General features: G+C 70.7%; 26 protein-coding genes and 1 pseudogene. 19 read left to right on the forward strand and 8 right to left on the reverse strand.

The features are described from left to right. Positions 1–18 precede the first annotated feature (18 nt). On the forward strand, positions 19–1506 hold the full coding sequence (locus tag ACFY1E_RS41210; RefSeq protein ID WP_389085926.1) for a flotillin family protein: 1488 nt from the start codon (positions 19–21) through the stop codon (positions 1504–1506). A gap of 95 nt (positions 1507–1601) precedes the next feature. Then, positions 1602–2048, forward strand: coding sequence for a type II toxin-antitoxin system PemK/MazF family toxin (locus ACFY1E_RS41215; RefSeq protein ID WP_389085929.1), 447 nt, complete (start codon positions 1602–1604; stop codon positions 2046–2048). A gap of 40 nt (positions 2049–2088) precedes the next feature. Here the strand turns inward: ACFY1E_RS41215 and ACFY1E_RS41220 are convergent, their stop codons facing one another. The 3 genes from ACFY1E_RS41220 to ACFY1E_RS41230 form a co-directional block, all read right to left on the reverse strand. Further along, positions 2089–3465 carry a phosphatase PAP2 family protein gene (locus ACFY1E_RS41220; protein WP_389085931.1) on the reverse strand — a complete coding sequence of 459 codons (1377 nt, stop codon included), beginning with the start codon at positions 3463–3465 and terminating at the stop codon, positions 2089–2091. Between the two features lie 238 nt (positions 3466–3703). Then, positions 3704–4135 carry a hypothetical protein gene (locus ACFY1E_RS41225; protein ID WP_389085933.1) on the reverse strand — a complete coding sequence of 144 codons (432 nt, stop codon included), beginning with the start codon at positions 4133–4135 and terminating at the stop codon, positions 3704–3706. Further along, positions 4135–4812, reverse strand: a complete 678-nt coding sequence (locus ACFY1E_RS41230) for a helix-turn-helix transcriptional regulator (RefSeq protein WP_389085935.1) — start codon at positions 4810–4812, stop codon at positions 4135–4137. The genes ACFY1E_RS41225 and ACFY1E_RS41230 overlap by 1 nt, the downstream gene beginning before the upstream one ends. A gap of 106 nt (positions 4813–4918) precedes the next feature. On the opposite strand from ACFY1E_RS41230, the gene ACFY1E_RS41235 reads away from it, so the two are divergent. After that, the gene (locus ACFY1E_RS41235) at positions 4919–5320 is read left to right on the forward strand and encodes a cupin domain-containing protein (RefSeq protein WP_389085938.1); all 402 of its coding nucleotides are present in this window, start codon (positions 4919–4921) and stop codon (positions 5318–5320) included. Positions 5321–5474: 154 nt separating this feature from the next. Here the strand turns inward: ACFY1E_RS41235 and ACFY1E_RS41240 are convergent, their stop codons facing one another. Then, entirely contained in the window at positions 5475–6305 is an 831-nt protein-coding gene (locus tag ACFY1E_RS41240; protein WP_389085940.1) for a TIGR02452 family protein, read from the reverse strand. 288 nt (positions 6306–6593) lie between these two features. On the opposite strand from ACFY1E_RS41240, the gene egtA reads away from it, so the two are divergent. The 7 genes from egtA (at position 6594) to ACFY1E_RS41275 (ending at position 13557) form a co-directional block, all read left to right on the forward strand. Beyond that, a complete protein-coding gene (egtA, locus tag ACFY1E_RS41245; protein WP_389085942.1) occupies positions 6594–7913 on the forward strand; it encodes an ergothioneine biosynthesis glutamate--cysteine ligase EgtA in 1320 nt (439 codons plus the stop codon). Next, positions 7910–9244: an ergothioneine biosynthesis protein EgtB gene (egtB, locus tag ACFY1E_RS41250; protein ID WP_389085945.1), complete on the forward strand. Its 1335-nt coding sequence runs from the start codon at positions 7910–7912 to the stop codon at positions 9242–9244. The genes egtA and egtB overlap by 4 nt, the downstream gene beginning before the upstream one ends. After that, positions 9244–10035: an ergothioneine biosynthesis protein EgtC gene (gene egtC / locus ACFY1E_RS41255; RefSeq protein WP_389085947.1), complete on the forward strand. Its 792-nt coding sequence runs from the start codon at positions 9244–9246 to the stop codon at positions 10033–10035. Before egtB ends, egtC begins: the two co-directional genes overlap by 1 nt. Further along, positions 10032–10994, forward strand: coding sequence for an L-histidine N(alpha)-methyltransferase (gene egtD, locus ACFY1E_RS41260; protein ID WP_389085950.1), 963 nt, complete (start codon positions 10032–10034; stop codon positions 10992–10994). Before egtC ends, egtD begins: the two co-directional genes overlap by 4 nt. 169 nt (positions 10995–11163) lie before the next feature. Further along, on the forward strand, positions 11164–11964 hold the full coding sequence (locus tag ACFY1E_RS41265; RefSeq protein ID WP_389086210.1) for an endonuclease/exonuclease/phosphatase family protein: 801 nt from the start codon (positions 11164–11166) through the stop codon (positions 11962–11964). Between the two features lie 232 nt (positions 11965–12196). Further along, on the forward strand, positions 12197–12871 hold the full coding sequence (locus tag ACFY1E_RS41270) for a glycoside hydrolase family 11 protein (protein WP_389085952.1): 675 nt from the start codon (positions 12197–12199) through the stop codon (positions 12869–12871). After that, positions 12868–13557 carry a polysaccharide deacetylase family protein gene (locus tag ACFY1E_RS41275; protein WP_389085955.1) on the forward strand — a complete coding sequence of 230 codons (690 nt, stop codon included), beginning with the start codon at positions 12868–12870 and terminating at the stop codon, positions 13555–13557. Before ACFY1E_RS41270 ends, ACFY1E_RS41275 begins: the two co-directional genes overlap by 4 nt. A 33-nt stretch (positions 13558–13590) precedes the next feature. Here the strand turns inward: ACFY1E_RS41275 and ACFY1E_RS41280 are convergent, their stop codons facing one another. Then, positions 13591–14415, reverse strand: coding sequence for a sulfite exporter TauE/SafE family protein (locus ACFY1E_RS41280; RefSeq protein ID WP_389085957.1), 825 nt, complete (start codon positions 14413–14415; stop codon positions 13591–13593). 102 nt (positions 14416–14517) lie between these two features. Between ACFY1E_RS41280 and ACFY1E_RS41285 the strand changes: the two genes are divergently transcribed. The 3 genes from ACFY1E_RS41285 (at position 14518) to ACFY1E_RS41295 (ending at position 17976) form a co-directional block, all read left to right on the forward strand. After that, on the forward strand, positions 14518–15291 hold the full coding sequence (locus ACFY1E_RS41285) for an AraC family transcriptional regulator (protein WP_389085959.1): 774 nt from the start codon (positions 14518–14520) through the stop codon (positions 15289–15291). Positions 15292–15466: 175 nt separating this feature from the next. Then, complete coding sequence (locus ACFY1E_RS41290; protein ID WP_389085962.1) at positions 15467–17725, forward strand: nitrate- and nitrite sensing domain-containing protein; 2259 nt, start codon at positions 15467–15469, stop codon at positions 17723–17725. A gap of 35 nt (positions 17726–17760) precedes the next feature. Beyond that, positions 17761–17976 (forward strand): dodecin, encoded by a 216-nt coding sequence (locus ACFY1E_RS41295; RefSeq protein WP_389085964.1) that lies wholly within the window; start codon positions 17761–17763, stop codon positions 17974–17976. Positions 17977–18457: 481 nt separating this feature from the next. Here the strand turns inward: ACFY1E_RS41295 and ACFY1E_RS41300 are convergent, their stop codons facing one another. Together ACFY1E_RS41300 and ACFY1E_RS41305 are read right to left on the reverse strand one after the other, a co-directional pair. Next, the gene (locus tag ACFY1E_RS41300; RefSeq protein WP_389085967.1) at positions 18458–18949 is read right to left on the reverse strand and encodes an HAD family acid phosphatase; all 492 of its coding nucleotides are present in this window, start codon (positions 18947–18949) and stop codon (positions 18458–18460) included. Positions 18950–19052: 103 nt separating this feature from the next. Further along, positions 19053–20225 (reverse strand): epoxide hydrolase family protein, encoded by a 1173-nt coding sequence (locus tag ACFY1E_RS41305; RefSeq protein ID WP_389085970.1) that lies wholly within the window; start codon positions 20223–20225, stop codon positions 19053–19055. 82 nt (positions 20226–20307) lie between these two features. On the opposite strand from ACFY1E_RS41305, the gene ACFY1E_RS41310 reads away from it, so the two are divergent. The 6 genes and pseudogenes from ACFY1E_RS41310 to ACFY1E_RS41335 all read left to right on the forward strand — a co-directional run bounded on the left by ACFY1E_RS41310 (position 20308) and on the right by ACFY1E_RS41335 (position 23655). Beyond that, on the forward strand, positions 20308–20880 hold the full coding sequence (locus ACFY1E_RS41310; RefSeq protein ID WP_389085972.1) for a CGNR zinc finger domain-containing protein: 573 nt from the start codon (positions 20308–20310) through the stop codon (positions 20878–20880). Between the two features lie 100 nt (positions 20881–20980). Then, positions 20981–21211 carry a hypothetical protein gene (locus ACFY1E_RS41315; protein WP_389085974.1) on the forward strand — a complete coding sequence of 77 codons (231 nt, stop codon included), beginning with the start codon at positions 20981–20983 and terminating at the stop codon, positions 21209–21211. Positions 21212–21568: 357 nt separating this feature from the next. Further along, entirely contained in the window at positions 21569–21991 is a 423-nt protein-coding gene (locus ACFY1E_RS41320) for a (2Fe-2S) ferredoxin domain-containing protein (RefSeq protein WP_389085977.1), read from the forward strand. A 77-nt stretch (positions 21992–22068) separates the two neighbouring features. Next, complete coding sequence (gene rpmF / locus ACFY1E_RS41325; protein WP_389085979.1) at positions 22069–22239, forward strand: 50S ribosomal protein L32; 171 nt, start codon at positions 22069–22071, stop codon at positions 22237–22239. Between the two features lie 25 nt (positions 22240–22264). Beyond that, positions 22265–22393, forward strand: a pseudogene (locus tag ACFY1E_RS41330) (GTP-binding protein); the annotation flags it as partial. Positions 22394–22656: 263 nt separating this feature from the next. Next, positions 22657–23655 (forward strand): LLM class flavin-dependent oxidoreductase, encoded by a 999-nt coding sequence (locus ACFY1E_RS41335; protein ID WP_389085981.1) that lies wholly within the window; start codon positions 22657–22659, stop codon positions 23653–23655. On the opposite strand, the gene ACFY1E_RS41340 is transcribed toward ACFY1E_RS41335, so the two are convergent. Further along, a complete protein-coding gene (locus ACFY1E_RS41340) occupies positions 23642–24673 on the reverse strand; it encodes an alcohol dehydrogenase (protein ID WP_389085983.1) in 1032 nt (343 codons plus the stop codon). The two genes, ACFY1E_RS41335 and ACFY1E_RS41340, sit on opposite strands and share 14 nt — an antisense overlap. Between the last annotated feature and the right edge of the window lie 13 nt (positions 24674–24686).

Consider the following 24686-nt stretch of genomic DNA (forward strand, 5'->3'; position numbering starts at 1 on the left):
ACCATGCAAAGGGGGCGTATGCCGATGGTTGTCGGCGTCGTTGCGGGAGTGGTGGTTGCCTCCATTCTCGTTCTGATCGGTCTGTTCAAGCTCATGTGGCGCGTCGCCGAGCCCAACGAGGCGCTCGTCATCTCCGGCTCGAAGCACAAGACGGAGGGGCTCGGGGAGGGTATGGGATTCCGCATCGTCACCGGGCGCGGCACGCTGGTGCTGCCCGGTGTGCAGGCGGTGCGCAAGCTCTCGCTCGACCTGAACGAGACCGAACTGCATGTGGACTGCGTGACCCACCAGGGCATTCCGCTCAAGGTGCGGGGCGTGGTCATCTTCAAGGTGGGCGACGACTACGTGTCGATCGCGAACGCGTCCCGCCGCTTCCTCGACCAGCAGAAGCTGATGGCGGAGCGGGTGCACAACGTGTTCGCCGGTCATCTGCGCTCCATCGTCGGCGGCTTGACCGTCGAGGACATGATCCGCGACCGGGAGAAGCTCACCGCGCAGACCCGGGCCGCCTGCGGCACGGAGATGGAGAAGCTGGGGCTCATCGTGGACTCCCTGCAGATCCATGAGATCGAGGACCCGACGGGGTACATCCAGAACCTGGCCGCGCCGCACGCCTCCGCCGTCCAGCGGGACGCGCGGATCGCGCAGGCGGAGTCGAACCGGCTGGCCACCGAGGCCGAGCAGCAGTCGTTCGCGCGGATGGCGGAGGCCACCCGGGACAGCGAGATCCTGCAGGCCGGTTACCAGGCCGAGCGGGACAAGGCCGCCGCACAGGCGCGGCAGGCGGGTCCGCTCGCGGATGCCGCGGCCCGGCAGGAGGTCGTCGTCCAGGAGACCCGGGTCGCCGAACTCGAGGCGCACCGGCGGGAGCAGCAGCTCCAGGCGGACGTCCGCAAGCCCGCGGACGCCAAGGCCTACGAGAAGCGCACGCTGGCCGAGGCCGAGCGCGACGCAAGAATCTCGGCGGCACAGGCCAAGGCGAAGGAGACCGAGCTGGCGGCCGCCGCCGAGGCGACCCGGGTCAAGACGGCCGCGAGTGCCGAGGCCGAGGCGACCAAGGCACGCGGTGCCGCGGCCGCCACGGCGACCAAGGCCACCGGTGAGGCCGAGGCGGCCGCCGCGCAGGCCAAGGGCCTGGCGGACGCCGAGGCCACCAGGGCCAAGGGCCTCGCCGAGGCGGAGGCCATCAAGGCGCGGGCCGCGGCCCTCGCCGAGAACCAGGAGGCGGTCGTCGCCCAGCAACTCGCCGAGAACTGGCCGGAGATCGTCAAGGCGGGCGCGTCCGCGTTCGGCAGCGTCGACAACATGGTGGTGCTCAACGGCGCGGACGGCATGGCCGACATGCTCGCCAAGGCACTCACCATGGGCGGCACCGGCCTCGGCCTGGCCCGCCAGCTGCTGGCCTCGATGAACCAGAACGGGCAGACCCCGCACGGCACTTCGCCGTCCCTGAACGGGGTGGCGGTACCGCCGTCGCAGAAGGTGCCCGTGGAGAAGGAGGGATAGCCGCACCGGCAGCGGTGCGGACAGCAATCCCGGGGGCCCTCGGTTTCGAGGGCCCCCGGCCTGCTGGGGTGTCCCCGCCCCTCTAAGGTGCCTGCGTGACTGCGTTTACCGATGAGAACGTCCCGGGCCGCTTCGGCCCCACCGCCACCACCGAGGCCGACCCCCGCCAGGTCGGCAGGGTGCGCACCGAGTACTCCCCCGCGCACGACGGCGACCCCGACCCCGGCGAGATCGTGTGGACCTGGGTGCCCTTCGAGGAGAACGACGGACGCGGCAAGGACCGCCCGGTGCTCGTGGTCGCCCGCGAGAGCGCCGGCACGCTGCTCGCCGTGCAGCTGTCCAGCAAGCGGCACGACGACGACCGGGAGTGGGTGGCGATCGGCAGCGGGCCCTGGGACCGGTCGGGGCGCGACTCGTGGGTCGACGTGGACCGGGTGCTGCGGCTGCACGAGGACGGCATGCGCCGCGAAGCCTGCGCCCTGGACCGCGGCCGGTTCAACCTGGTGCGGCAGCGGCTGGCGGAGCGCTACGGCTGGAGCTGAACGCGAGGCCCCGGCCTGACGGGCCGGGGCCCCGCGCCTGTCACGCCGGTTCGGGCTGGGGCTCCAGTTGCCGCGTCGGAGCTGCCGTCGGCTCCCACGCTCCGGTGGTCCGTACATAGTCGTAGATCACCGAGATCATCGCCAGCAGGAGCAGCGGCCCGAACAGCCACGCGTGCCTGGCCATGTCCATCGGCAGACAGCGGTACGACACCAGCAGTGCGGCGAAGACCGTTGCGCCGTGGGCGACCAGCTGGATGCCCGACCGGTCCCAGCCGCGGGTGTGCGCGCGCAGAGCTGCCTCGATGGTGAGCGTGAACACCGCGCCCGCTATGAGGTCCGCGCCGTAGTGGTAGCCGAAGCCCAGCGTGGCGCAGAGCGTCGCGATCAGCCAGAACGTGCCGGCGAAGCGCAGCGCCCGTGGGCCCTTCCGGGAATGGATGAAGATCGCGGTGGCCCATGCCGTGTGCAGGCTGGGCATGCAGTTACGTGGGGTGTACGCGTCGAACGGCATCGGGTGCGGGGCGTTGAGGGACGGCATGGTGTGTGGCCATATGTCGGCCACCGCCCAGTGCACGGTGGGCGGTGCGTCCACCCCCATGTCAGGGCTCGGCCAGTGGTCGGTGCCGACGCCGTACGCGAAGATCGGCCCGACCACCGGGAAGATCATGTAGATGGCCGGTCCGAGGAGGCCGATCACCAAGAACGTGCGTACCAGATGGTGGCTGGGGAAGCGGCGCTCGGCCGCCACATTGCGCAGCTGGTACAGAGTCACGACGACGGCGGCCACCGCGAGCTGGCCGTAGACGAGGTCGAGAAGATGGAAGCCGACCGGGCCGGTGGCCTTGACGAGCCGGCCCACCAGCCACGACGGATTGCCCAGCGCGTGATCGGCGGTTGCCACGTACTGGTCGAGCACCATGTGGCGGGACTTCGAGGTGATGAGCAGCCAGGTGTCACCGGTCTTGCGCCCGGCCACCAGCAGCAGGGCCAGCCCGACGCCCTTCAGCAGCAGGACACGTTCCCGGCCGGTGCGGCGGGTGACGGCGATGACGGCGCAGCCCAGAATGACCCACAACGCGCCGTTGCCGAACGGATGGTGCCCCTCGGTCACCTTGACGTCGCACGCCCAGCGCACCACCACGAAGACGATGTCGATGCCGATCGCGGTACCCGCCGCGATGTACCGCTCCCGCCGGGTGAGCACCACCATCATCAAGCCCATGCTGGCGTACAGCAGGAATCCCGACTTCGGGGGCAGTACCACCTCTTGCACCTGGGTCGTGAGTGGCCCCGGCAGGCCGTAGTGGCGCGCGGCGACCTCCAACGCGAGGAGGAATCCGAGCACCACTACACCCGCCGCGGTCCACAGCAGCGTCCGCGGCCGCCGCCAGGTGGCGAAGGTAGAACTGGATCTCATTCGCGGGGACAACCGCGATTCTCTGGGTATCAATTGGCTGGCCGATTTTTCAGATGGTGGTTGGTCAGGTCGTTTTCGTGCTGGCCGGCAAGGTTTCTCGGTAGAGGGCGGACTGGGCGGCGATCGTCGTGGGCTCGAACATGCTATCGGGGTGGCGCAAGTGGGTTTCGCTGGTCACGGGCGGCCGCTCGACGCCCGCCCCGAGTGAGAAGACCCGTTCGACCCGAAGAAGGTTCCCTCACCCGGCAGTCAGCAGACCGGTTCCCAGGGCGATCAGAGCCGCGACCTTGGCGGCCTCGAGGGCGACGTAGTACAGGTGGTCTCGCGAGCGGGGCAGGTCCTCGCCCGCCAGGACCCGGTCGGACCTACGGTTGAGGCGCGGGCGTACCGCGAGCAGTTGTGCGAGGAGCAGCACCGCCGCGGCGGCGACCGGCCCCACGACCCGGCCGGGCGGATCGCCCGCCGCGACGGCGGCCACGACCACGACGGCGAGCACGGCCTCGGTGAGGTTCAGCGCCCGGAAGACCAGCCGGCCGATCCCCAGCCCGATGGGAATGGTCACGCCCGGCGCGCGGAACTTCAGCGGTGCTTCCAGGAAGGAGATCGCCAGCACCATGCCGAGCCAGACGAAGGTGGCCGCGACAGCCACTGCGGCCCACGTCGGATGCATCAAGGATGCCTTTCTGCCGTCCGCCGCGCTGCGGGCGCCACGTGGACCAGGCACACATCGGGTTCGGCGAACGGTTCGAGATCGGTCGCGGTCAGCGGGGCGCGCAGCTCGGCCAGTGCGCCCTGCATCAGCGCCAGATGCAGCGGGCAGACCAAGTGGCCGTACTCCTCGGCGAGTTCGAGGAAGGGACAGTGCCGCAGCCGGATCCGTGCGGGGACCTTGCCGCCTTCCGGGTCCGGGGCGAATCCCAGGCCGTCCAGCAGCTCGACGAGCCGGCCCGCCGACTCCTCGGGGGTGGGCCGACTGGACGGGGGCGGCGCCTCGACCAGGGAACGGCCCCAGGCCCGTCCCGCCTCCATCGCGGTGGACCGCGCGTCGGGACCCGTGGCGGCGAGCCGGCCGAGCAGCATCTGCGCGAGCAGCCGATAGCTGCGGGTTCCGCCACGGTCCATGCCCGGCCTCGGGGCGTAGACGGTGCGCGGTCGCCCGGGCCCGGAGGGCTCCAGCACGCGCCGCTCGACCAGGCCCTCGCCGGTCAGGGCCTCCAGGTGGAAGCGAACGGTGTTGGGGTGGACGCCGATGCGCTCGGCCGTCTCCGCGACGCCGAGCGGGGCCGCGGCCGTGCGCAGCACATCGAGGATCTCGCGCCGGCGCGGGCTTCTGTGCGCCCCTGACATGCCCCTTACTCCCCTCCCACCTGCGACCATTTTCTCCAAATAATACTTGTAATAATTGGTGGGCAAGCGGCACGGCCGGCGAGCGCGAACAGACGGAGGGGAGCCGATGAGCAAGGCCGAGAGGCGGGCCGGCCGGGGGGCGGAGGCGGCGGTCCCGCGCGTCCTGGGCAACACCGCCGCCTTGAGCGCCACGGCTTCGAGGGATACCGCGGTGCTGTGGAAGCTCGCCGAGAGCGGACGCCAACTCGACGCCAATGTGGTCCGGTTGACTCCGGGCCGCCGTATCGCCCCGCACGCGGAGCCCGACCTCGACGTACTGGTACTCGTCGTTGCAGGCGACGGCGTCCTCGGCGCCGGTCGGCAGGACGAGCCACAGTCCCTGACCACCGGCACCCTGCTCTGGCTCCCCCACGGCTCCACTCGCAGCATCACCGCGGGGGACGACGGCCTCGCCTATCTGACGGTCCACCGTCGCCGCCCCGGCCTGCAGATCGGCCAGACTCCCTGAGACCGCACCAGTCAGGACCCATAGCGCACCACTCAGGACCTATAAGGCCTGTGCGAAAGCAACGACAAGCAAAGTACCGGAGCGGGGAACGCGGACCGTCTTTCGTCCGTCTTCCGGTGTGAGTCCCCCGCAGCATCCCCCGTCTGCGGGGGGCTCACCGACTCGGCTGCGGCTGCGCCACCGGAAACGCATGTGCGAACGCGCCTCGGACCGTATGGCCCGTCGTGCGGTCCAGGATCCCGAACGTCACCCGCTCGAAGGTCCGGGCGAATCGGCCGTCGGGGCCGAGCAGCGTCCGGAAGGCGCCCGCCACCTGCGCCGGATCGTTCTGGAAGACCCCGCAGCCCCAGGCGCCCAGCACCAGTCGCCGGTAGCCGTGGACGGCGGCCGTCTCCAGCACCCGCTCGGCGCGGGCGGCCAGGGCGTGCGGCAGTTCGGCCGCGCGCTCCGGCGCCGTACGCCTGATCACTCCCGCGTTCGGGGCGGCCGCGGTCAGGAAGCCCGCGGTGTACGGCTCGTCCAGCAGGCGGCCGTGGTCGTCACGGAAGACGGGCACCGCCGGCGAGTGGATGACCCGGTCGGTGTGGAACGGGTCGCGGTGGGTGCGGTGGTGGTCGTAGAACTCCGGGGCCCGCAGCAGGCACGTGTACAGCGCGGAGGCGCGGCACAGGGCCTCTTCCTGGGCCTGGGCGCCGTTGAGGAAACCGCCGCCCGGGTTGCGGGCCGAGGCGAAGTTCAGCACTGCGACCCTCCCACCGATCCGGCGCGCCGCCTCCAGGCTGCTCTCGCCCGTGACCTCGAAGAACGTGTCGACAGGGGCGGCCGGTGACACCTGCACGGGGCCCGGCCCGTACATCCGCGTACCGGACCGCGCCGCCTCCACCGCCGCGGCAAGGGACACCTCGCGCCCGTCGGGCGCCCGATACGCGCCCGCCGCCACGATCTGTTCCGTCTGCTGCGCGATGCCGCGCAGGCGCGCGCTCATGGCGCCACCCCCGTGTGCGCCATGCTCGCGCGCCGTGCGCGCTCCCCCGTCGTGCTCATGGACCGATCGTGGGCGATCCTGGACGTGCGGTGCAACAGAGTTTCCGCGTCCGCGAACGCCCAGGAAAGCCACAGGAAACGCCCGGAACGAGGAGATTACCGAGCCGGAACATGCCGATACGCACCCTTGTGCGATGCGGCGGGAGGGTCTTGGGTGGGACGAGTGCTGCCGTCCGGGTACCTGACGGGCCTGGTCGGCGACACGGTCGAATCTCAGGAGGTTCCCGACATGTCAGATACGCCGAGCGCCGCTCCGGCAAGCGACTGTACGGAGCCCCGCACCGCCCTCACCCCAGCCGAGGTGGAGGCACTGGTCCGGGGCATCTGTTTCAAGACCGGCCCGCCCCGCACTGTCGGGGTCGAAGTGGAATGGCTCGTCCACGAGCTGCGCAGACCGCAGCTCCCCGTCACACCCGAACGACTCGAAGCGGCCTACGCCGCACTGCGGACCGTGCCCCTGAGGTCGGCGCTCACCATCGAGCCCGGCGGCCAGCTGGAGCTGAGCTCGCCGCCCGCCGCCTCCCTGATGGAGTGCATCGGTACCGTCTCCGCCGATCTCGACGCCGTCCGCTCGGTCCTCGCCGGGCAGGATCTCGGCCTCGTCGGCATCGGCCACGACCCCTGGCATCCGCCCCGCCGCTTCCTGCACGAGCGGCGCTACGACGCCATGGAGACCTGCCTGGACCGCACCGGGCCGTCCGGGCGCCGCATGATGTGCACCTCGGCCTCCGTCCAGGTCTGCCTGGACGCCGGTCACGAGGAGCCCGGCCCCCTCGGCCACGGCCGCCGCTGGTGGCTGGCGCACCAGCTGGGCGCGGTCCTGGTGGCCGCCTTCGCCAACTCCCCGCTGGCCGGACACGAACCCACCGGCTGGCGCTCCACCCGGCAGCTGCTGTGGCTGGAGATCGGCCCCGGCCGCGCGGGCGCACCCCCGCTGGACGGCGATCCCCGCCGGACCTGGGCCCGGCACGTCATGGACGCGCCGGTGATGTGCATACGGGGGGACGACGGGCCCTGGGACGTTCCGGAGGGGCTGACCTTCCGGGAGTGGACCAGGTCGGGGGCGCCGAGACCGCCCACCCGTGAGGACCTCGACTACCACATCACGACACTGTTCCCGCCGGTCAGACCGCGTGGGTTCCTCGAACTGCGCATGATCGACGCACAGCCCGGCGAGGACGGGTGGATCGTCCCGCTCGCCGTGACGAAGGCGCTCTTCGACGACCCGGAGGCCGCCGAGACCGCGTACCGCACCGTGAAGCCCCTGGCCGAACGGACGCTGACACTGCCGGCGCCGCACAATCCGCTGTGGATCGACGCGGCCCGAGAGGGCCTGGCCGACCCCGAACTGCAGGAGGCGGCCGTCACCTGCTTCAGGGCAGCGCTCGAGGCCCTGCCCCGGCTCGGCGCCACCACCCAGGTCACCGATGCCGTATCGGCGTACCTGGACCGTTATGTCAGCAAGGGCCGCAGCCCCGCCGACGACCTGCTGGACCGGGTGCGCGGCACCGACCGGCGCCCGCACGGGAAGGACCTGCGCACATCATGACCGACCCCGCCCTCGACGAATCCTCGATCGACGCAGAGACCCTCCGCGAGCGGGCCCTGACCACCCTGACCACCGCTCGCGACCGCACCACGCTCCTGACCAGCTGTGTCGAGGAGCCCGACCTGACCGCGCAGCACTCGCCGCTGATGTCGCCTCTGGTGTGGGACCTGGCGCACATCGGCAACCAGGAGGAGCTGTGGCTGCTGCGGGCCGTCGCCGGCCGGGAGGCGATGCGCCCCGAGATCGACGGCCTCTACGACGCCTTCGAGCACCCGCGCTCCGAGCGGCCCTCGCTGCCGCTGCTGCCGCCCGCCGAGGCCCGCACCTATGCGGCCGAGGTGCGCGGGCGGGTGATGGACCTGCTGGAGAGCGCCGACTTCCACGGCACCCGGCTCACCGAGGCCGGCTTCGCCTTCGGGATGATCGCGCAGCACGAGCAGCAGCACGACGAGACGATGCTGATCACCCATCAGCTCCGCAAGGGCCCGCAGGCCCTGACCGCCCCGGACCCGGAACCGGTGCCGCTGTTCACGGGCCCGGCCGAAGTCCTCGTCCCGGGCGGCCCGTTCACCATGGGGACCTCCACCGAGCCGTGGGCGCTGGACAACGAACGCCCGGCGCACCGGCGCGAGGTGGCGCCGTTCTACATCGACACCACCCCGGTGACCAACGCCGCCTACCAGGCGTTCATCGCCGACGGCGGCTACGACAACGAGCGCTGGTGGAAGCCGGCCGGCTGGGCCCACATCCGCGAGCACTCCCTGCACGCCCCGCTGTTCTGGAAGCGTGACGGCAAGCAGTGGCTCCGCCGCCGCTTCGGCATCACCGAGGTCGTACCGCCCGACGAGCCGGTCCTGCACGTGTGCTGGTACGAGGCCGACGCCTACGCCCGCTGGGCCGGACGGCGGCTGCCCACCGAGGTCGAATGGGAGAAGGCCGCCCGCCACGACCCCGCGACCGGCCGCTCGATGCGCTACCCGTGGGGCGACGCCGACCCGGCGCCCGAGCACGCCAACCTCGGGCAGCGGCATCTGCGCCCGGCCCCGGCCGGCAGCTACCCCGCGGGCGAATCACCGCTCGGCGTACGGCAGTTGATCGGCGACGTGTGGGAGTGGACGTCGAGCGACCTGGCGCCCTACCCCGGCTTCGAGGCCTTCCCGTACAAGGAGTACTCGGAGGTGTTCTTCGGGCCCGAGTACAAGGTGCTGCGCGGCGGCTCGTTCGCCGTGGACCCGGTGGCCTGCCGGGGCACGTTCCGCAACTGGGACTACCCGATCCGGCGGCAGATCTTCTCCGGGTTCCGCACCGCCCGCTCCGCGGGAGAGGTCTGATGTGCCGTCATCTGGCCTATCTGGGGCTCGAGGAGCCGCTCGGCAGGGTAATCGTGGAGCCCGCGCACGGCCTCTACCGCCAGTCGTGGGCGCCTCGGCGGCAGCGGTACGGGACGGTCAACGCCGATGGTTTCGGGGTGGGTTGGTACGCCGAGGGCGACCCGGTGCCGGCCCGCTACCGCCGGGCCGGGCCCATCTGGGCCGACCTGTCCTTCGCCGACCTGGCCCGCGTCGTGCGCTCGGGGGCGGTCCTGGCCGCCGTACGGGATGCGACTCTGTCGGGTGCCGACGCGGAGGCCGCGGCGGCTCCGTATGCGGCCGGGCCCTGGCTGTTCAGCCACAACGGCGCCGTGAAGGGGTGGCCGGGTTCGCTGGCGCCCCTGGTGGCGAGCCTGCCCGCGGTCGACGTGCTGTCGATGGAGGCCCGCAACGACTCGGCGCTCGTGTGGGCGCTGGTCCTGGCGCGGCTACGGGCCGGGGACGACGAAGGGCAGGCCCTGGCCGACACGGTCGTGGAGGTCGCCGAGGCGGCGCCCGGCTCCCGCCTCAACCTGCTGCTCACCAACGGCGAAACCATCACCGCGACCACCTGGGGCGACACCCTCTGGTACCTGTCCCGGCCCGGCCGCGGCACCGTCGTGGCCTCCGAGCCCTACGACGACGACCCGCACTGGCAGGAGGTCCCCGACCGCACCCTGCTCGCGGCGAGCCGCACCGACGTGTTGCTCACCCCCCTCAAGGAGCCGAGCGACGCCTCGGCCCCCGCACTGCCGAAGGAGCCCCGTACGTGAGTCCGTTCCTTCTCACCCGCACCCTGCCCGAGGACGCCACGGACGCCGCCCTGCGCGCCGATGTCCTGCACGGCCTCACCGGCACCCCCAAGACGCTGCCGCCGAAGTGGTTCTACGACGCGCACGGCAGCGAGCTGTTCGAGCAGATCACCGAGTTGCCCGAGTACTACCCCACGCGCGCCGAGCGGGAGATCCTCATCGCCCGCTCCGCCGAGATCGCCGCGGCGACACACGCCCGTACCCTGATCGAACTCGGCTCGGGGTCGTCGGAGAAGACGCGCTACCTCCTGGACGCGCTCACCGGGCTGCACACGTACGTGCCCGTCGACGTCAGCGAGAGCGCGCTCACCCAGGCCGGGCAGGCGCTCGTCGCCGAGCGTCCCGGCCTCCAGGTCCATGGGCTGATCGCCGACTTCACGGCGAGGGTGACGCTGCCGGACACGCCTGGCCCTCGCCTGATCGCGTTCCTCGGCGGCACGATCGGCAACCTGCTGCCGGTCGAACGGGCCGCCTTCTTCGCCTCGATCCGCTCCCTCCTCTCCCCCGGTGACGCGCTGCTGCTCGGGACGGACCTCGTCAAGGACGAGAAGGTGCTGGTCCGGGCGTACGACGACGCGGCCGGTGTGACGGCGGCCTTCAACAAGAACGTCCTGACGGTCGTCAACCGCGAGCTGGGCGCCGACTTCGACCCCGGCGCCTTCGACCACGTCGCCCTGTGGGACACCGCCAACGAGTGGATCGAGATGCGCCTGCGCTCACGTACAGCTCAGTCGGTGAAGATCCCCGCACTCGACCTCGCCGTCGACTTCGAGGCGGGCGAGGAACTGCGCACCGAGGTGTCGGCGAAGTTCCGCAAGGAGGGCGTACGGACCGAACTGTCCGCGGCGGGCCTGGAGTTGGCCCACTGGTGGACGGACGAGGAGGGCCGCTTCGCGCTGTCGCTGAGCGTGGCGCGCTGACCTCTGCACCCTGGGCCCGACCGCCGGGAACGGCGGTCGGGCCCGTCAGTCGTGACTGGCACAACAGCCCTTGCCGACAACCGGGTCCCGTAGCCTCGTGCAGGGAGAAGCCGGATGCTGCGAGGAGGCGAAGGTGCTCGAAAGGGGCACTCGGCTGCTTGCCGGTGCCATGGCCGTGGCCTGCATGTTGCTCATCGGCCCCAGTGTCCCGGGCGGTGCCCTCTTCGCCAGGTCACTGCCCGCCGATGCCGCAGGCGATGTCGTACCGAACCGGGTCATGACGTGGAACCTCTGCAATCCCTGCGAGGCGGGCGACGTCGACCGGGCGGCGGAGATCGCCACGTATGCACCCCAGGTCATCGGCCTGCAGGAAGCGTGTGTGAGTGACGTCGAGCGGATCCGGGACCATCTGAAGCGCCTCTACGGGCTGGTCTACCACGTCGAGTACGGCCCGGTCCTTCGGAGTTGGGGTCGCTGTGGTGGGGCGCCGTGGATTCCGGGAGGCTTCGGCCAGGCGGTCCTCTCGGCGGCGCCGATGACAGACCGCGTCACCGTGGAATACCCCGACGGCGGCTCCGAGGACCGTGGCTACATGGCCGTCACCACCACGGTGGACGGCCGGCCGGTCCGGGTCTTCAACACCCACCTCGCCCAACGGCGCCAAGAGGCAGTCCGCGCGGAACAGACCGCCGTACTCGCCACCGAGGTCGCCCGGCACGACCGGGCCATCGTCCTTGGTGACTTCAACGCCGTACCCGAGGCCCCCGAGCTCGCCCGGATGTGGGCTGTGGCCGCGGACGCGGACCCGCGGTGCCGTCCCTCGCCCGCCGGCAGCTGCCAGCCGACCACCGACTGGCACAGCAGGTTCGACTACGTCTTCCTACGAGGTATCGCCCCGCTCGGGCACCGTGTGCAACCCACCTCGTACTCGGACCACCACCTCCTCTTTGCCGACGTGGACGCAACGTAAGCGCATCCACCGACTTCGGGGGTTCAGGGGTCCGGAAATCCTTCGAAACATTCGAGATGTAGCACCCAGTGATGCTCTGAATATCTGTTCTCATGGCAGATAACTGCTGCACAACCCTACGAATGTTTCGCGATCAATGCCGAAACTATTGACGCTTGACGGGGACAGGCCAACACTCTGGACCAAAACCCGGCCTCAATCCGGCCTCGGACCGACGAGGAGGAACCCGCACATGGACATCGCACCCGCACACACGATGAGCCGCAGGGGCGCCTGCGCGCTGCTGCTGGGCACCACCGCGGCGCTGGCCCTGCCCGGCACCGCCCGCGCCGCCACGGTCATCACCTCGAACCAGACCGGCACCGACAACGGCTTCTACTACTCGTTCTGGACCGACGCCCCGGGCACGGTCTCCATGACCCTGAACTCCGGCGGCAACTACAGCACCAGCTGGAGGAACACCGGCAACTTCGTCGCCGGCAAGGGCTGGAGCACCGGCGGGCGCAGGAACGTGAGCTACTCGGGCAGCTTCAACCCGTCCGGCAACGGCTATCTGTCGCTGTACGGCTGGACGTCGAACCCGCTCGTCGAGTACTACATCGTCGACAACTGGGGCACCTACCGGCCCACGGGGACGTACAAGGGCACGGTCTACAGCGACGGCGGCACGTACGACATCTACCAGACGACGCGGTACAACGCCCCGTCCGTCGAGGGCAACAGGACCTTCAACCAGTACTGGAGCGTGCGGCAGTCGAAGCGGACCGGCGGCACCATCACCACCGGCAACCACTTCGACGCCTGGGCCCGCGCCGGAATGCCCCTCGGCAGCTTCAAGTACTACATGATCCTCGCGACCGAGGGTTACCAGAGCAGCGGCAGCTCCAACATCACGGTGTCGGGATGAGCACCGGACGAGGTCTCCCGTTACGTCCCTGGACGACGACGCTGGCCGCCGTCGCCCTGGCCGCCACGGGCACCCTCACCCTCCACGCCGCCCCGGCACAGGCCGCCACCTGCAACGGCTATGTCGGGCTCACCTTCGACGACGGGCCGTCCGGCAACACACCGGCCCTGCTGGGCGCCCTGAAGCAGAGCGGGCTGCGGGCCACGATGTTCAACGAGGGCCGCTATGCCGCCGCCTACCCGGCGCAGGTGAAGGCCCAGGTCGCCGCGGGCATGTGGGTCGGCAACCACAGCTACACCCACCCGCACCTGACCCAGCTCGGCCAGGCACAGATCGACTCGGAGATCTCCCGCACCCAGCAGGCCATCGCGGGCGCGGGAGGCGGCACGCCGAGACTGTTCCGGCCGCCGTACGGCGAGACCAACGCGACCGTGAAGGTCGTGGAGGCCAAGTACGGTCTGACCGAGGTCCTCTGGCAGGTCGATTCGCAGGACTGGAACGGCGCCAGTACGGATGCGATCGTGGCCGCCGCCGGCCGGCTCACCAACGGGCAGGTCATCCTCATGCACGACTGGCCCGCCAACACGGTCGCCGCGATCCCCCGTATCGCGCAGGGCCTGGCCGCCCGCAATCTGTGCGCAGGCATGATCTCCCCGCAGACCGGCCGCGCCGTGGCCCCGTCCTGACCGGCACCACACGAACACCGGCCGCCATCCCGGTCACGATCCGACGGGGTGGCGGCCCTGCACTGCCACCATCACGACCAGTACGGCCACGAGCAGCAGGACGTAGGCGATGGAGTGGACACGGTCCGGGACCCGGGCGGTGAGCCGCCTCGCCAGCGCGATGGTGGGCAGCGAGCCGAGGAGCAGTGCGGCGCCCGCGGTGAGGTCGACGTAGCCGAGTTGTCCCGTGCAGGCCGGTGCGGTCGGGGCGAGGGCATAGACGAGGGTCGCGGCCACGGCGACGGGGACGCTGAGCGGGTTGGCCATGGCGGTCGCCTCGGCCATGGGCAGACCCCTGCGGCGCAGGAGCGGGACCGTCATGACGCTGCCGCCCACGCCCAGGCCGGCGGCCACGAGACCGATTGCGGTTCCGCCGAGGGTGGTCGTGGCCCGGCCCAGCGGCTTCGGGCCCGTCCGGTGCGCCACCGCAAGGAAGCCCTTGCGCAGCACACTGTCGGCGATCGTCACCAGTAGGTAGACCGCGAACAGCAGGCGTAGTGCCGTACCGCCGATCAGGGTGGCCGCGAAGGATCCGGCGCCCGCGCCTACGGCGATGAACGCCGCGAGCGGCCACACGTACGCGCGGCGCAGTCGGCCCTGACGCCACTGGGCCAGCGCCGCCACCACGGAGTTGACGACCATGACCGCGGCCGAGGTCGCCACCGCGATGTGCATGGCGTCCGCCGCGGAGCACGTCGTGACGCTCAGGACGCCGTAGACGACGGGAACGGTGATGAAGCCACCGCCGAAGCCGAAGAGGACCGTCGTCAGGCCGGTCAGGCAGCCGAAGAACAGGAGGGTGGAGAAGGAGATCAGCACTGGTCAGACGCTAGGGATCAGGCGACATGGCGGGCAATCGATGAATGGCCAATCTCCTACGCGCAGCAGACACGGCCCTTGTGGCTTGCGTAGTCTCGCGGCATGCGCAACATCCCGGTCGCGGAGGTGGACGACCTCGACCGTGCCGTGCTGGCCATCGGCACCGACTACCCCCACGACCATCTGCTCGTCCGGCACGAGCACCGCCGCGCCCAGGTCCTGTATGCGGCCACCGGCGTCATGCGAGTCGAGACGGACGACGGCAACTGGACGATCCCCACGGCCCGCGCGGTACTGATCCCACCCCTGACCAGGCATCAGGTCACGATGACGGGCGTCAGCACCCGCAGTCTCTACATCGAACCCGCCGCGGTGCCGTGGTTTCCCGCCCGCTGCCAGGCCGTCGACGTCTCCGACCTGCTGCGGGCGCTGATCCTGGCCGCCGTGGACATGGAACCGTGCTACGCCGAGCACAGCCGTGACGCGGCACTCGCCGCCCTCCTCCTCCACGAGCTCAGGAACCTCACGCCGCTGCCCCTCGATGTGCCGCTGCCGTCCGAGCCGCGGCTGCGCGGACTGTGCGAGGCGTTCCTGCAGAGGCCGGACATCCATGACCCGCCGGCGCGCTGGTGCGCGGCGCTCAACATCAGCGAGCGCACCCTCGCCCGTCTGTTCCGCAGCGGCACCGGTCTGAGCTTCTCGCAGTGGCGCCAACGGGCCTGCATCCTGCACTCCCTGCAGCATCTCACCGAGGGCATGCCCGTCACCCGCATCGCCGCCCTGCTCGGCTACGACAATCCCGCCGCCTACACGGCCGCGTTCAAAAAGCTCCTCGGCCGGCCGCCGACAGCGCACAAGCCACAACTGACCCCATGAAAAACGGCGTTACAGGGGCGTCGGGTGAACGGTGGGCGGTAGGCGGGACGTAAAGAGATATGCCGGGCCTGCGTCGAACGTCAGGCGATCCCGCAGCGATAGGACGATCTTGCCGAACACGGTTTCCCCGACATCCGAAGACCCGCCGCGGAGGTCCCTGACCGGCAACTGGCCTGTGGCCAGGCGTCTGAGGGCCGTGCTGCTGATCCCGGTCATCGTCGCCCTCGTCCTCGGCGGCATCCGGGTCAAGCACTCCGTGGACACCTGGCAGGCAGCCGACGACGCGGTCCGGGTGGCCGAGTTGGTGCAGGCGGCGAACAAGTACGCCAGCGACGCGATCAACGAGCGTGATGTGTCGGTCATCCCGCTGCTCAAGGGCGAACGGACCGCCGCCGCGGTGGTGCAGGCCCGCAGGACCACCGACGAGGATGCCAAGGCCTTCGACCGGGCCGTCGACCGCATGCCGCAGAACGCCGGCCTCCTGCGGCGCGTCGGACTGGTCCGCGCCGGCGAGAAGCAGCTGCCGACGGTGCGAGCGAATGCGTTCACCTCACGCCTGACCGGTGTGCAGACCGAGGAGAGCTACCACCTCGTCCAGCATCCCCTGATGGAGATCTCGAACGAGCTGGGCTTCGGCAGCAACAACCAGGCCAGCTTCGGCCGCACCCTCTACGCCATCTCCCTGACCCAGGCGGCCGAGTCCCTGATCCGCTCCATCGGGACCCATCTGCTGGCCGAGGACCGCGCCACCCTCGCCCCGGGCGAACTGGACACCCAGCTCGCGTCCTTCCGCTCGTACGCCTATCTCGAAAAGGTCGCGCTCCAGGAGTACGCGGGTGCCGGCACCGCCGACGACATGGCACGGCTGCGGAAGGCACTGGCGGCCGCGGCCGCACAGGGTGAGCAGCAGCGGGCCGACGCTGCGGCCAAGGCCAAGGCGGCAGGCCGGAGTTACCTCGCCCCACCCGACCTGGACAAGATGGTCGGCGAGATCGCCGCCGGCCGGACGACCACGCAGCTCACCGCCGAGGGCATCACACCCGAGTCGTTCTTCGCCGCGTCCACGCTCGGCTTCGACGCCTACCGCAGCATCGAGGTCCACCTCACCGACACGGCCCTCGCGGGCGCCCGTGACATCGCCGACGACGCCCGCCGTGACGCGATCATCAACGCGCTGCTCGTCATCGCGTCGGTGCTCGTCGCCTTCCTCCTCGCCGCCTGGGTGGCGCGCACGATGAGCCGCCGTATGCGCCGGCTGAGTGCCTCCGCCATCGAGATCGCCGGGCAGCGGCTGCCCGCACTGATCACCCGCCTGTCGCGGGCCGCCCCTGTCCAGGTCGACCCCCGGGTCGCCCCCATCCCGATCACCAGCACGGACGAGATCGGTGAGGTCGCCCGCGCCTTCGACCACGTCCACCGCGAGGCCGTGCGGCTCGCCGCCGAACAGGCCCTGCTGCGCGGCAACATCAACACGATCTTCACCAATCTGTCGCGGCGCAACCAGTCCCTGATCGAGCGTCAACTGGCCCTGATCACCCACCTGGAGGACCACGAGACCGACCCGGACCAGCTGGAGAACCTGTTCCGGCTGGACCACCTCGCCACCCGGGTCCGCCGCAACGGTGAGAACCTCCTCGTACTCGGCGGCGAGAAACCCGCCCACCAGTGGGACCGGCCGCTGCCGCTGATCGACGTCATCCGTGCCGCCTCCTCCGAGGTGGAGCAGTACGAGCGCATCACCTTCTCCGGCATTCCGGAGGCCGAGATCCACGGCCGGGCCGTGACCGACCTCGTCCATCTGCTGGCCGAACTGCTGGAGAACGCCACCTCGTTCTCCTCCCCGCACTCGGAGGTCCGTGTGACCGCCGTCCATCTGCCGGACGGCCGCATCATGCTCGAGATCCACGACCAGGGCATCGGCCTGCCGGCGGAGGAGTTCGCGATGATCAACCGCAAGCTGGCCGATCCGCCGACCGTGGACGCCGAGATCTCCCAGCACATGGGACTGTTCGTGGTCGGCAGACTGGCCGGCCGGCACGGCATCCTCGTCCAGCTGCGCCCCGCCGGCGAACAGTCCGGCACGACGTCGCTCGTCATGCTGCCGGACACGATCACCTACCGGACGGCGGCCGAGGTACCCGACACCGAAACCCTGGCGCTGGCCGCAGTGAAGGAGGCCTCCTCATCGCGACCCGGCATCTCGGCGGCGTCCTTCACCCCGCAGGAGGCGCCGCCGGTCGGGCTCGACGGGTTCCATGGATACGAGGCCTGGAACGACCGCCCGGCCGACACGCCACCGCCCAGCCGCGACGAGGCCGCCCGCAAACCGCGGGCCAAGGGCGCCCGCTCGCGACGGCGCGCGCGCCGCACGCCCCAGCAGGAAAGCAGCCCGGACGTGTCGCGCTCCGCCCCGCCTTGGGGCACGGTGGAGTGACGCGTGACGCAGGTGTCACGGAGAGGAGCACCCGCATGACGAACCACACCTACCGGGTCACTGAGATCGTCGGCACCTCACCCGACGGAGTCGACCAGGCCATCCGCAACGGCATCTCCCGCGCCTCGCAGACTCTCCATAATCTCGACTGGTTCGAGGTGACCCAGGTCAGGGGCCAGATCGAGGAGGGTCAGATCGCCCACTGGCAGGTCGGCCTGAAGGTGGGCTTCCGCCTGGACGAGTCGGCCTGACGGGGAGGGTGCGGGCGGCGGCGGGCGGGCCGGGCAGATGTAGCAGGTTCCGGGCTTGCGCCGAACGGGCCGGCAGACGTAGCAGGTTTCCGGCGGCACCGGACGGGCCGGGCAGCCTCCGGCCAGGCCACTGACGGGCCGGCCCGAGGGGGCAACGTCTGGCAGGCGCCCGGGAAGCGGGGCCGCTCCATGAACAGCCGGGCCCGTGTACGACCTGGACGAGGCCAGCCCGCAAAAAACGCCCGACCCGCTTCGCAGAAAGCCGGCGCCGCGAGACCAGCACCTCACACGCCAGGCAGACGGCGCAGCCAGCGGAACGGGTTCAAGGCGAGCGGGGGACCGGGCCGGCGTGCCTCCGGACCGGTACCTGACGAGCCAGCGGACGATGCTGCCCCCGCGTCAGGCCTCGACCAGCCGGGCACACAAGCCAGCCGCCGCACGGTGCCTGACGCACGGGGCAAGTCGTCCCCGGCCGGACCCCTCAGGTCCGCCCCTCCACCTCCTGCGCCGTCTCCAGGGCGGCCGACGGGGCCGTCCAGTGGGCCCGTACGACCGGGAAGCCGGCCCGTTCGGCGTCCCCGCACACCAATTCGTCGTCGTCCACGAGCACGCGGACGTCCCGGTTGCGGGCCAGGCCGCGCAGGATCTCCAGCTTGGTGCGGCGGGCGGGCCTGCGGTCGTCGTTGCGGCGCATGTGGACGCGCCCGTCGGGCAGCCCCTGCGCGGCGAGCCAGTCCAGCGTGTCGCGCCGACAGCGCTCGGGCCGACCGGTGAGATACACGATCTCGCACTCCTTCGCGCTCTCCAGCACCAGCGCGACGCCCTCCGGGATCGGCGGGTCGTCCGGTGCGGCGGCGAAGAACGCGTCCCAGTCGCGCGGCTTGCGTTCCAGGAACCGCTGGCGGTGGGCTGTGTCGGCGAGGGTGTTGTCCAAGTCGAACACGGCGATCGGGCGCTTGCTGCTGTCGGTCACACGCCCACCCTAGATCTGTCCCGCAGTCCCGCAGTCCCGCTGTCCCGCTGTCCCGCTTCAGGGCGTGACTCCGTATGTGGGAGCGAGCGACGGTTGTCGACGGTCAGCGATTGGCCGCCAGCACTGCCGTGAGGCCTTCCTGCACGTCCTTGACGAAATACTCGGGAACTTCCAGCGACGGGAAATGTCCCCCGGTTTCCGGCGAACTCCATCGGACGATCTGCCGGTACCGCTCCTGTGCCCAGGGGCGCGGGCACTTCTCGACGTCGCGGGGATACATGGTGACTGCCGACGGGACGTCGACCCGGAGTTCCGGATCGAGCGAGTTGTGGCTCTCGTAGTAGATGCGGGCCGCCGACGCACCCGTCCGTGTCAGCCAATACAGGGTGACGTCATCGAGAACGCGGTCTCTTGAAATCGTCTCGAACGGGCTGTCCTCCGTGTCCGACCACTCGGCGAACTTGTCGAGGATCCAAGCCAGAAGCCCGACCGGTGAATCGACGAGTGAGTAGCCGATGGTCTGCGGCCGGGTCGCCTGCTGCTTCGCGTAGGCCGCCCGGTGACGCCAGAAATGGTGGGTCTCCTCGGCCCACCTGCGCTCCACCGCCGTGAGCCCGTCCGTCGACAGCCCGGGCGGTCCCTCCGCGAACGTCGTGTGGATACCGAGCACGTGCGCCGGGAACCTGCCGCCGAGAACCGTGGTGACATTGCCTCCCCAGTCGCCGCCGTGGGCCAGGAACCTGCTGTAGCCGAGCCTCCCCATCAGTTCCACCCACGCGGCCGCGATCTTTTCGGTCCCCCAGCCGGTGGTGGCGGGCTTGTCGCTGTAACCGAAGCCCGGCAGCGACGGGACCACGACGTGGAACGCCGGGGTGTCCGCATCTTTCGGATCCGCCAGTTCGTCCACCACATCGATGAACCGAGCAATGCTGTCCGGCCAGCCGTGCGTCATGAGCAGAGGAGTGGCGTCCGCACGCGCGGATCGGCGGTGCAGGAAGTGGATTCCCAGATCGTCGATGGTCGTACGGAACTGGCCGATCCGGTTGAGGCGCTCTTCGAACGACCGCCAGTTGTACCCGGTGCGCCAGTAGTTCACGACGTCGACGAGGTCGGCGAGAGGAACACCCTGGTCCCAGCGGCGAGGACCGGGCCCGGCGGGATGGACCGTTTCGGCCTCCGGCAGCCGCGCGGCGGCCAATCGCGCGCGCAGATCGTCGAGATCGGCGTCAGTTGCGTGGGTTTCAAATGCTTGTACGTCGTTGGCTGGACGGGACATGAGACCTCCTGGCCATCGAGGAACCGGCTAAGACGGTTCTAACAGCTCTCCGAGCCACGGCGCAACCGGCTAAGGTGGTTCCATGCGTGATGGGTTCCCCGACTTCCGGCTCGGCAGCGTCCTGGCGACCAGCTTCACGGGCACTCTGTCGGAGCGTCATGGCAACGCCGTGGAGCGCATTCCCACCCCGCAGCGACTCGTCGACTGGCTGACCGTGAGCGGCCTCGCAGTGGACTCCTGCACCCCTGCCCAGCTCGATCTCGCTCGTGAACTGAGGGAGTCGATTCACGCCGTCGCGACAGCGGCCGCGCTCCAGGATGCACTTCCTGCGCCCGCTGTCCGGGTCATCAACGATCGCAGCGCCCAGGGCCGGGCCTCGGCGTTCCTGACGGCCGAGGGCAAGCGGCAGTGGCGGCTCAGCTCGGCTTCCCGCGTGGAAGACGCCCTCGGCGTGATCGCTGCCGACGCGATCAGCATCATCGCGGGCGAACGCGACGGAAAGCTGGCCTTGTGCGCCTCACCGACCTGCCGAGCGGCGTTCTTCGACACCAGCCAAAGCCGCACCCGGAAGTGGTGCGACATGAACACGTGCGGGAATCGTCAGAAGAAGGCACGCTTCCAGGCCAAACAACGCAATCCCGGATCGGCGGAGTGATCGCTGCCTTGCCCTGGCCTGCCGGTGGGCGCCCGGCGGCCGGCGCATTGGCCTCGAACAGCCGCGTGACCTGGTCCGATCCGAGGTCGTTGACTGGGCTATGAAGAAGATCAGCGTGCTTGCCGTGCTCACCATGACCGGACTTGCGCTCGCCACCCCAGCCCACGCGGACAACGACGACAACCCCCGCGGCCACATGAACGTCAGCCACCGAAGCCCCCTCGCCACCGGGCTCTGCAAGGAAGCACTCGCGCTCGTCCCGGTGTTCGCACCCGTCACCGACCAGGCGGTGGACGACGCCTGCAACAACCGCGACCACGCCGACCACTGACGCAACCGGTCCAAGTACTCCGGCTCCGCATCCCGCCGCCGGTGATGGGCAACCATCCCGCCACCGGCGGCCACTGCTGAGCGACACCACAGGCAGTCGGAGGCGGGAGAACACAAAACGCGGCGAACGGCTTCACCGACGACGGCAGCACCGGTCCGGTCCCCCTGAGCCGTGACTCCGCCTACACCCAAAGCCAACTCCTACGATCTGGAAGGAACTTGGAGCGCCTCCTCGGCCCCAGCACGGACCCGGCACCGCAGTTCCCGGTGCCGCGGGGCGGAGCGAACATCGGCGCCCGGTTCTGATCCGACCGCCCCGGTGCGGCGGGACGCAGGGCGGATGGATCATGCTTCTCCCATGCCATCCGCGTTTCCCTCCCCCCGCCGCACGTTGATCGGCGCCGCCCAGCAGCGCCCCTGCACCCTCGTCGTCTGCCGGGGCTGCTGCTGCGGCGACCCGCGCAAGCACCCCGGCACGGACCACGCCTGGCAGTTGGAGCGGCTGCGCGCCGCGGCTGCCGAGCACGGCTTCCAGGTCCGTACGACCGACTGTCTGGGCCCCTGCGACCAGGCGAACGTCATCGTCGTGCAGCCGTCGGCGGCGGGGCGCCGGGCCGGCGGGCGGGCCACCTGGGTCGGGTTCGCCATGGACGAGGACTGCACGGAGGAGCTCGCCGGCTGGGCGGCGGCGGGCGGTCCGGGCATCGCCGAGCCGCCCGTGACGCTGGAGCTGCAGTTCATCCAGCCGCCTCGGGAGGCACGCGTGCGCAGCCGCAGGTGAACCACGCACCCATCAATTGTTAATGGGATCCATTTTCATGTAGCGTCTTCGGTGCTCGCCCACCGAGGAGGTTTCCCATGGCTGTCCCCAAGCGGAAGATGTCCCGCAGCAACACCCGTCACCGCCGCGCCCAGTGGAAGGCGACCACCCCGCAACTCGTACCGCTCACCCTCGACGGCGTGCGCCACCTCGTACCGCAGCACCTGGTCAAGGCGTACGAGCGCGGGTTGCTGCGCCCCGAACGCTGAGCCCGCGATGCCGTACGACAAGCCGCATGCCCGCCTGCCCGTCACCGTTCTGTCCGGCTTCGTGGGGGCGTGCAAGACCACGCTCCTCAACCATGTCCTCGCCCATCGCGCAGGCTTGCGGGTGGCCGTGATCCTCAACGACATGAGCGAGGTGAGGCCGCGCTCGGCGGCATCGCCCAGGGTGGCGCCGTCGTCGCGGGCGAAGCCGTCGGCCGCGCGGGACCACGATGCGCCGTATACGGCCCGGTGAACGTCTCCCGGACGGCGACCCGTTCCCCGCCTGGGACACGTACGGCATCGACGACATCTGTAAGTTCGAAACAGCTGGAGAAGGCACCGGAGGATCAACAGGACCTCATGTGACCGGCAGCGGCAGGTGGGCGGGAATGCCGTGGCCCGTCACGCGTTGAACTGCGTGTGAGCTCCCTGATCGCCGCCACCCGCTTCTCCGTCCTCGACCGCTCCCGCATCCGCGAGGGCCACACGGACGCGGAGGCGCTACGCGACACCGTGCGGCTGGCGCAGGAGCTGGAGGAGCTCGGCTATCACCGGTTCTGGGTGTCCGAGCATCACGGCGTGCCGGGCGTGGCCGGTTCCGCGCCCACCGTGCTGGCGGCCGCCGTAGCGGGTGCCACGCGCACGATCCGGGTCGGCACGGGCGGTGTGATGCTGCCCAACCACCAACCGCTGGTCGTGGCCGAGCAGTTCGGGGTGCTGGAGTCGCTGTTCCCGGGGCGGATCGACATGGGGCTGGGGCGGTCGGTCGGCTTCACCGGCGGTGTGCGCAAGGCGCTGGGGCGGGACAAGGACGACGCCGAGGACTTCGGGGCGCAGCTGGAGGAGCTGCTGGGCTGGTTCCACGGGACGTCCCCGACGGGCGTGCACGCGCGCCCAGCGGAGGGCCTGACCGTGCCGCCGTTCGTGCTGGCCATGGGCGAGGGCGCCGCGGTCGCGGCCCGCGCGGGCCTGCCGATGGTCATCGGTGACCTGCGAGGCCGCGAGAAGATGCAGCGCGGCATCGACCACTACCGCGCCCATTTCCGGCCCTCCCCGTGGGCGAGCGAACCGTACGTCGTCATCTCCGGCACGGTCGCCGTGGCCGCCACGCCCGAGGAGGCGCGGCGGCTGCTGGTCCCGGAGGCCTGGTCGATGGCGTACTCCCGCACGCACGGCACCTTCCCGCCGCTGCCGCCCGCCGAGCGCGTAGAGGGTCTCGCCATGACCGGCAAGGAGCGCGGGTTCTACGAGTCCGGGCTCGCCGGGCACATCGCGGGCACCGAGGAGCAGGTCGCGCACCAGCTGGAGACGGTGCTGAAGGAGACCGGCGCGCAGGAGGTGCTGGTGACGACCAGTACGTACGACCGTGCGGCGCTGGTCGACTCGTACCGGCGCCTCGCCCGGATCACCTCCCGGTAGTGATCACCATCCGGAAGCGGGCGGTGCCGGAGAGCATCTTCCGGTAGGCCTCGCCGGCCTGGTCCAGGGGCAGGGTCTCGGTCATCGGGCGGATGCCGTGCAGGGCGCTGAAGGCCATGGTGTCCTGCACGTCCTGCGCGGTGCCGGACGGGTGGCCGCGGACGATCCTGCCGCTCATGAGCAGCTGGACCGGGCTGATGCCCAGGGGTTCGGGGTCCGCCCCGATGGCGACGAGTTCGCCGCGGGGTGCCAGGCCGTCCACGGTGGCCGTGATGGCCTGGGAATTGCCCGCCGTGGCCAGTACGACCCTGGCGCCGCCGAGGGACTGCAGCGCCTGTGCGACGGGGGTGGCCGCCGTGCTGTCGACGTAGTGGTGGGCGCCGAGCTGCTTGGCGAAGTCGGCCTTCTCGGCCCCGCGGGCGATCGCCACGGTCTCGAAGCCCATCGCCACCGCGTACTGCACGCCAAGGTGCCCCAGGCCGCCCAGCCCGAGCACGGCGACCAGATCACCCGGCCGCGCGGGGCTGCGCCGCAGCCCGTTGTAGGTGGTCACGCCCGCGCAGGCCATGGGTCCGGCGTCGGTCGCGGACAGGGCGTCCGGGATCCGGGCCAGGGCGTCGACCGGGGCGATCAGCATCTCGGCGAAGCCGCCGTCGTACGCCCAGCCGGGCACCTTGAGGTTCACGCAGACGACGAAGTCGCCCTGCCGGCAGGGCGTGCAGTGGCCGCAGCTGCCGCCGAACCAGCCGACCGTCACGCGGTCGCCCGCCTGCCAGCCCTGTTCCGCTGCGCCCTCGCCGAGCGCTTCGATCCGTCCGGCGATCTCATGTCCGGGGACCACGGGGAAACTGATGCCCGGAGCGCCGCCGTTCACGAACAGGGTGTCGCTGTGGCAGACCCCGCAGGCCTCCACCGCCACCCGTACATGGCCGGGGCCCGGCTGCGGCACCTCGCGCTCGACGATCTGGAACGGGCCGCCGGCCTCGATCGCCTGCGCGACTCGATAGGTAGTGCTCATCTGTCCCTCCGGG

This window comes from Streptomyces sp. NPDC001604 (assembly GCF_042893475.1).
Lineage (GTDB): Bacteria > Actinomycetota > Actinomycetes > Streptomycetales > Streptomycetaceae > Streptomyces.

Bases quoted from the DNA above. Each gene is read 5' to 3' on its own strand.
- ACFY1E_RS41210 (WP_389085926.1), top strand. From the start codon at position 19: ATGCCGATGGTTGTCGGCGTCGTTGCGGGAGTGGTGGTTGCCTCCATT.
- ACFY1E_RS41220 (WP_389085931.1), bottom strand. From the start codon at position 3,465: ATGAGATCCAGTTCTACCTTCGCCACCTGGCGGCGGCCGCGGACGCTG.
- ACFY1E_RS41225 (WP_389085933.1), bottom strand. From the start codon at position 4,135: ATGCATCCGACGTGGGCCGCAGTGGCTGTCGCGGCCACCTTCGTCTGG.
- ACFY1E_RS41230 (WP_389085935.1), bottom strand. From the start codon at position 4,812: ATGTCAGGGGCGCACAGAAGCCCGCGCCGGCGCGAGATCCTCGATGTG.
- ACFY1E_RS41235 (WP_389085938.1), top strand. From the start codon at position 4,919: ATGAGCAAGGCCGAGAGGCGGGCCGGCCGGGGGGCGGAGGCGGCGGTC.
- ACFY1E_RS41240 (WP_389085940.1), bottom strand. From the start codon at position 6,305: ATGAGCGCGCGCCTGCGCGGCATCGCGCAGCAGACGGAACAGATCGTG.
- egtA (WP_389085942.1), top strand. From the start codon at position 6,594: ATGTCAGATACGCCGAGCGCCGCTCCGGCAAGCGACTGTACGGAGCCC.
- egtB (WP_389085945.1), top strand. From the start codon at position 7,910: ATGACCGACCCCGCCCTCGACGAATCCTCGATCGACGCAGAGACCCTC.
- egtC (WP_389085947.1), top strand. From the start codon at position 9,244: ATGTGCCGTCATCTGGCCTATCTGGGGCTCGAGGAGCCGCTCGGCAGG.
- ACFY1E_RS41265 (WP_389086210.1), top strand. From the start codon at position 11,164: ATGGCCGTGGCCTGCATGTTGCTCATCGGCCCCAGTGTCCCGGGCGGT.
- ACFY1E_RS41270 (WP_389085952.1), top strand. From the start codon at position 12,197: ATGGACATCGCACCCGCACACACGATGAGCCGCAGGGGCGCCTGCGCG.
- ACFY1E_RS41275 (WP_389085955.1), top strand. From the start codon at position 12,868: ATGAGCACCGGACGAGGTCTCCCGTTACGTCCCTGGACGACGACGCTG.
- ACFY1E_RS41285 (WP_389085959.1), top strand. From the start codon at position 14,518: ATGCGCAACATCCCGGTCGCGGAGGTGGACGACCTCGACCGTGCCGTG.
- ACFY1E_RS41295 (WP_389085964.1), top strand. From the start codon at position 17,761: ATGACGAACCACACCTACCGGGTCACTGAGATCGTCGGCACCTCACCC.
- ACFY1E_RS41305 (WP_389085970.1), bottom strand. From the start codon at position 20,225: ATGTCCCGTCCAGCCAACGACGTACAAGCATTTGAAACCCACGCAACT.
- ACFY1E_RS41310 (WP_389085972.1), top strand. From the start codon at position 20,308: ATGCGTGATGGGTTCCCCGACTTCCGGCTCGGCAGCGTCCTGGCGACC.
- ACFY1E_RS41315 (WP_389085974.1), top strand. From the start codon at position 20,981: ATGAAGAAGATCAGCGTGCTTGCCGTGCTCACCATGACCGGACTTGCG.
- ACFY1E_RS41320 (WP_389085977.1), top strand. From the start codon at position 21,569: ATGCCATCCGCGTTTCCCTCCCCCCGCCGCACGTTGATCGGCGCCGCC.
- rpmF (WP_389085979.1), top strand. From the start codon at position 22,069: ATGGCTGTCCCCAAGCGGAAGATGTCCCGCAGCAACACCCGTCACCGC.
- ACFY1E_RS41340 (WP_389085983.1), bottom strand. From the start codon at position 24,673: ATGAGCACTACCTATCGAGTCGCGCAGGCGATCGAGGCCGGCGGCCCG.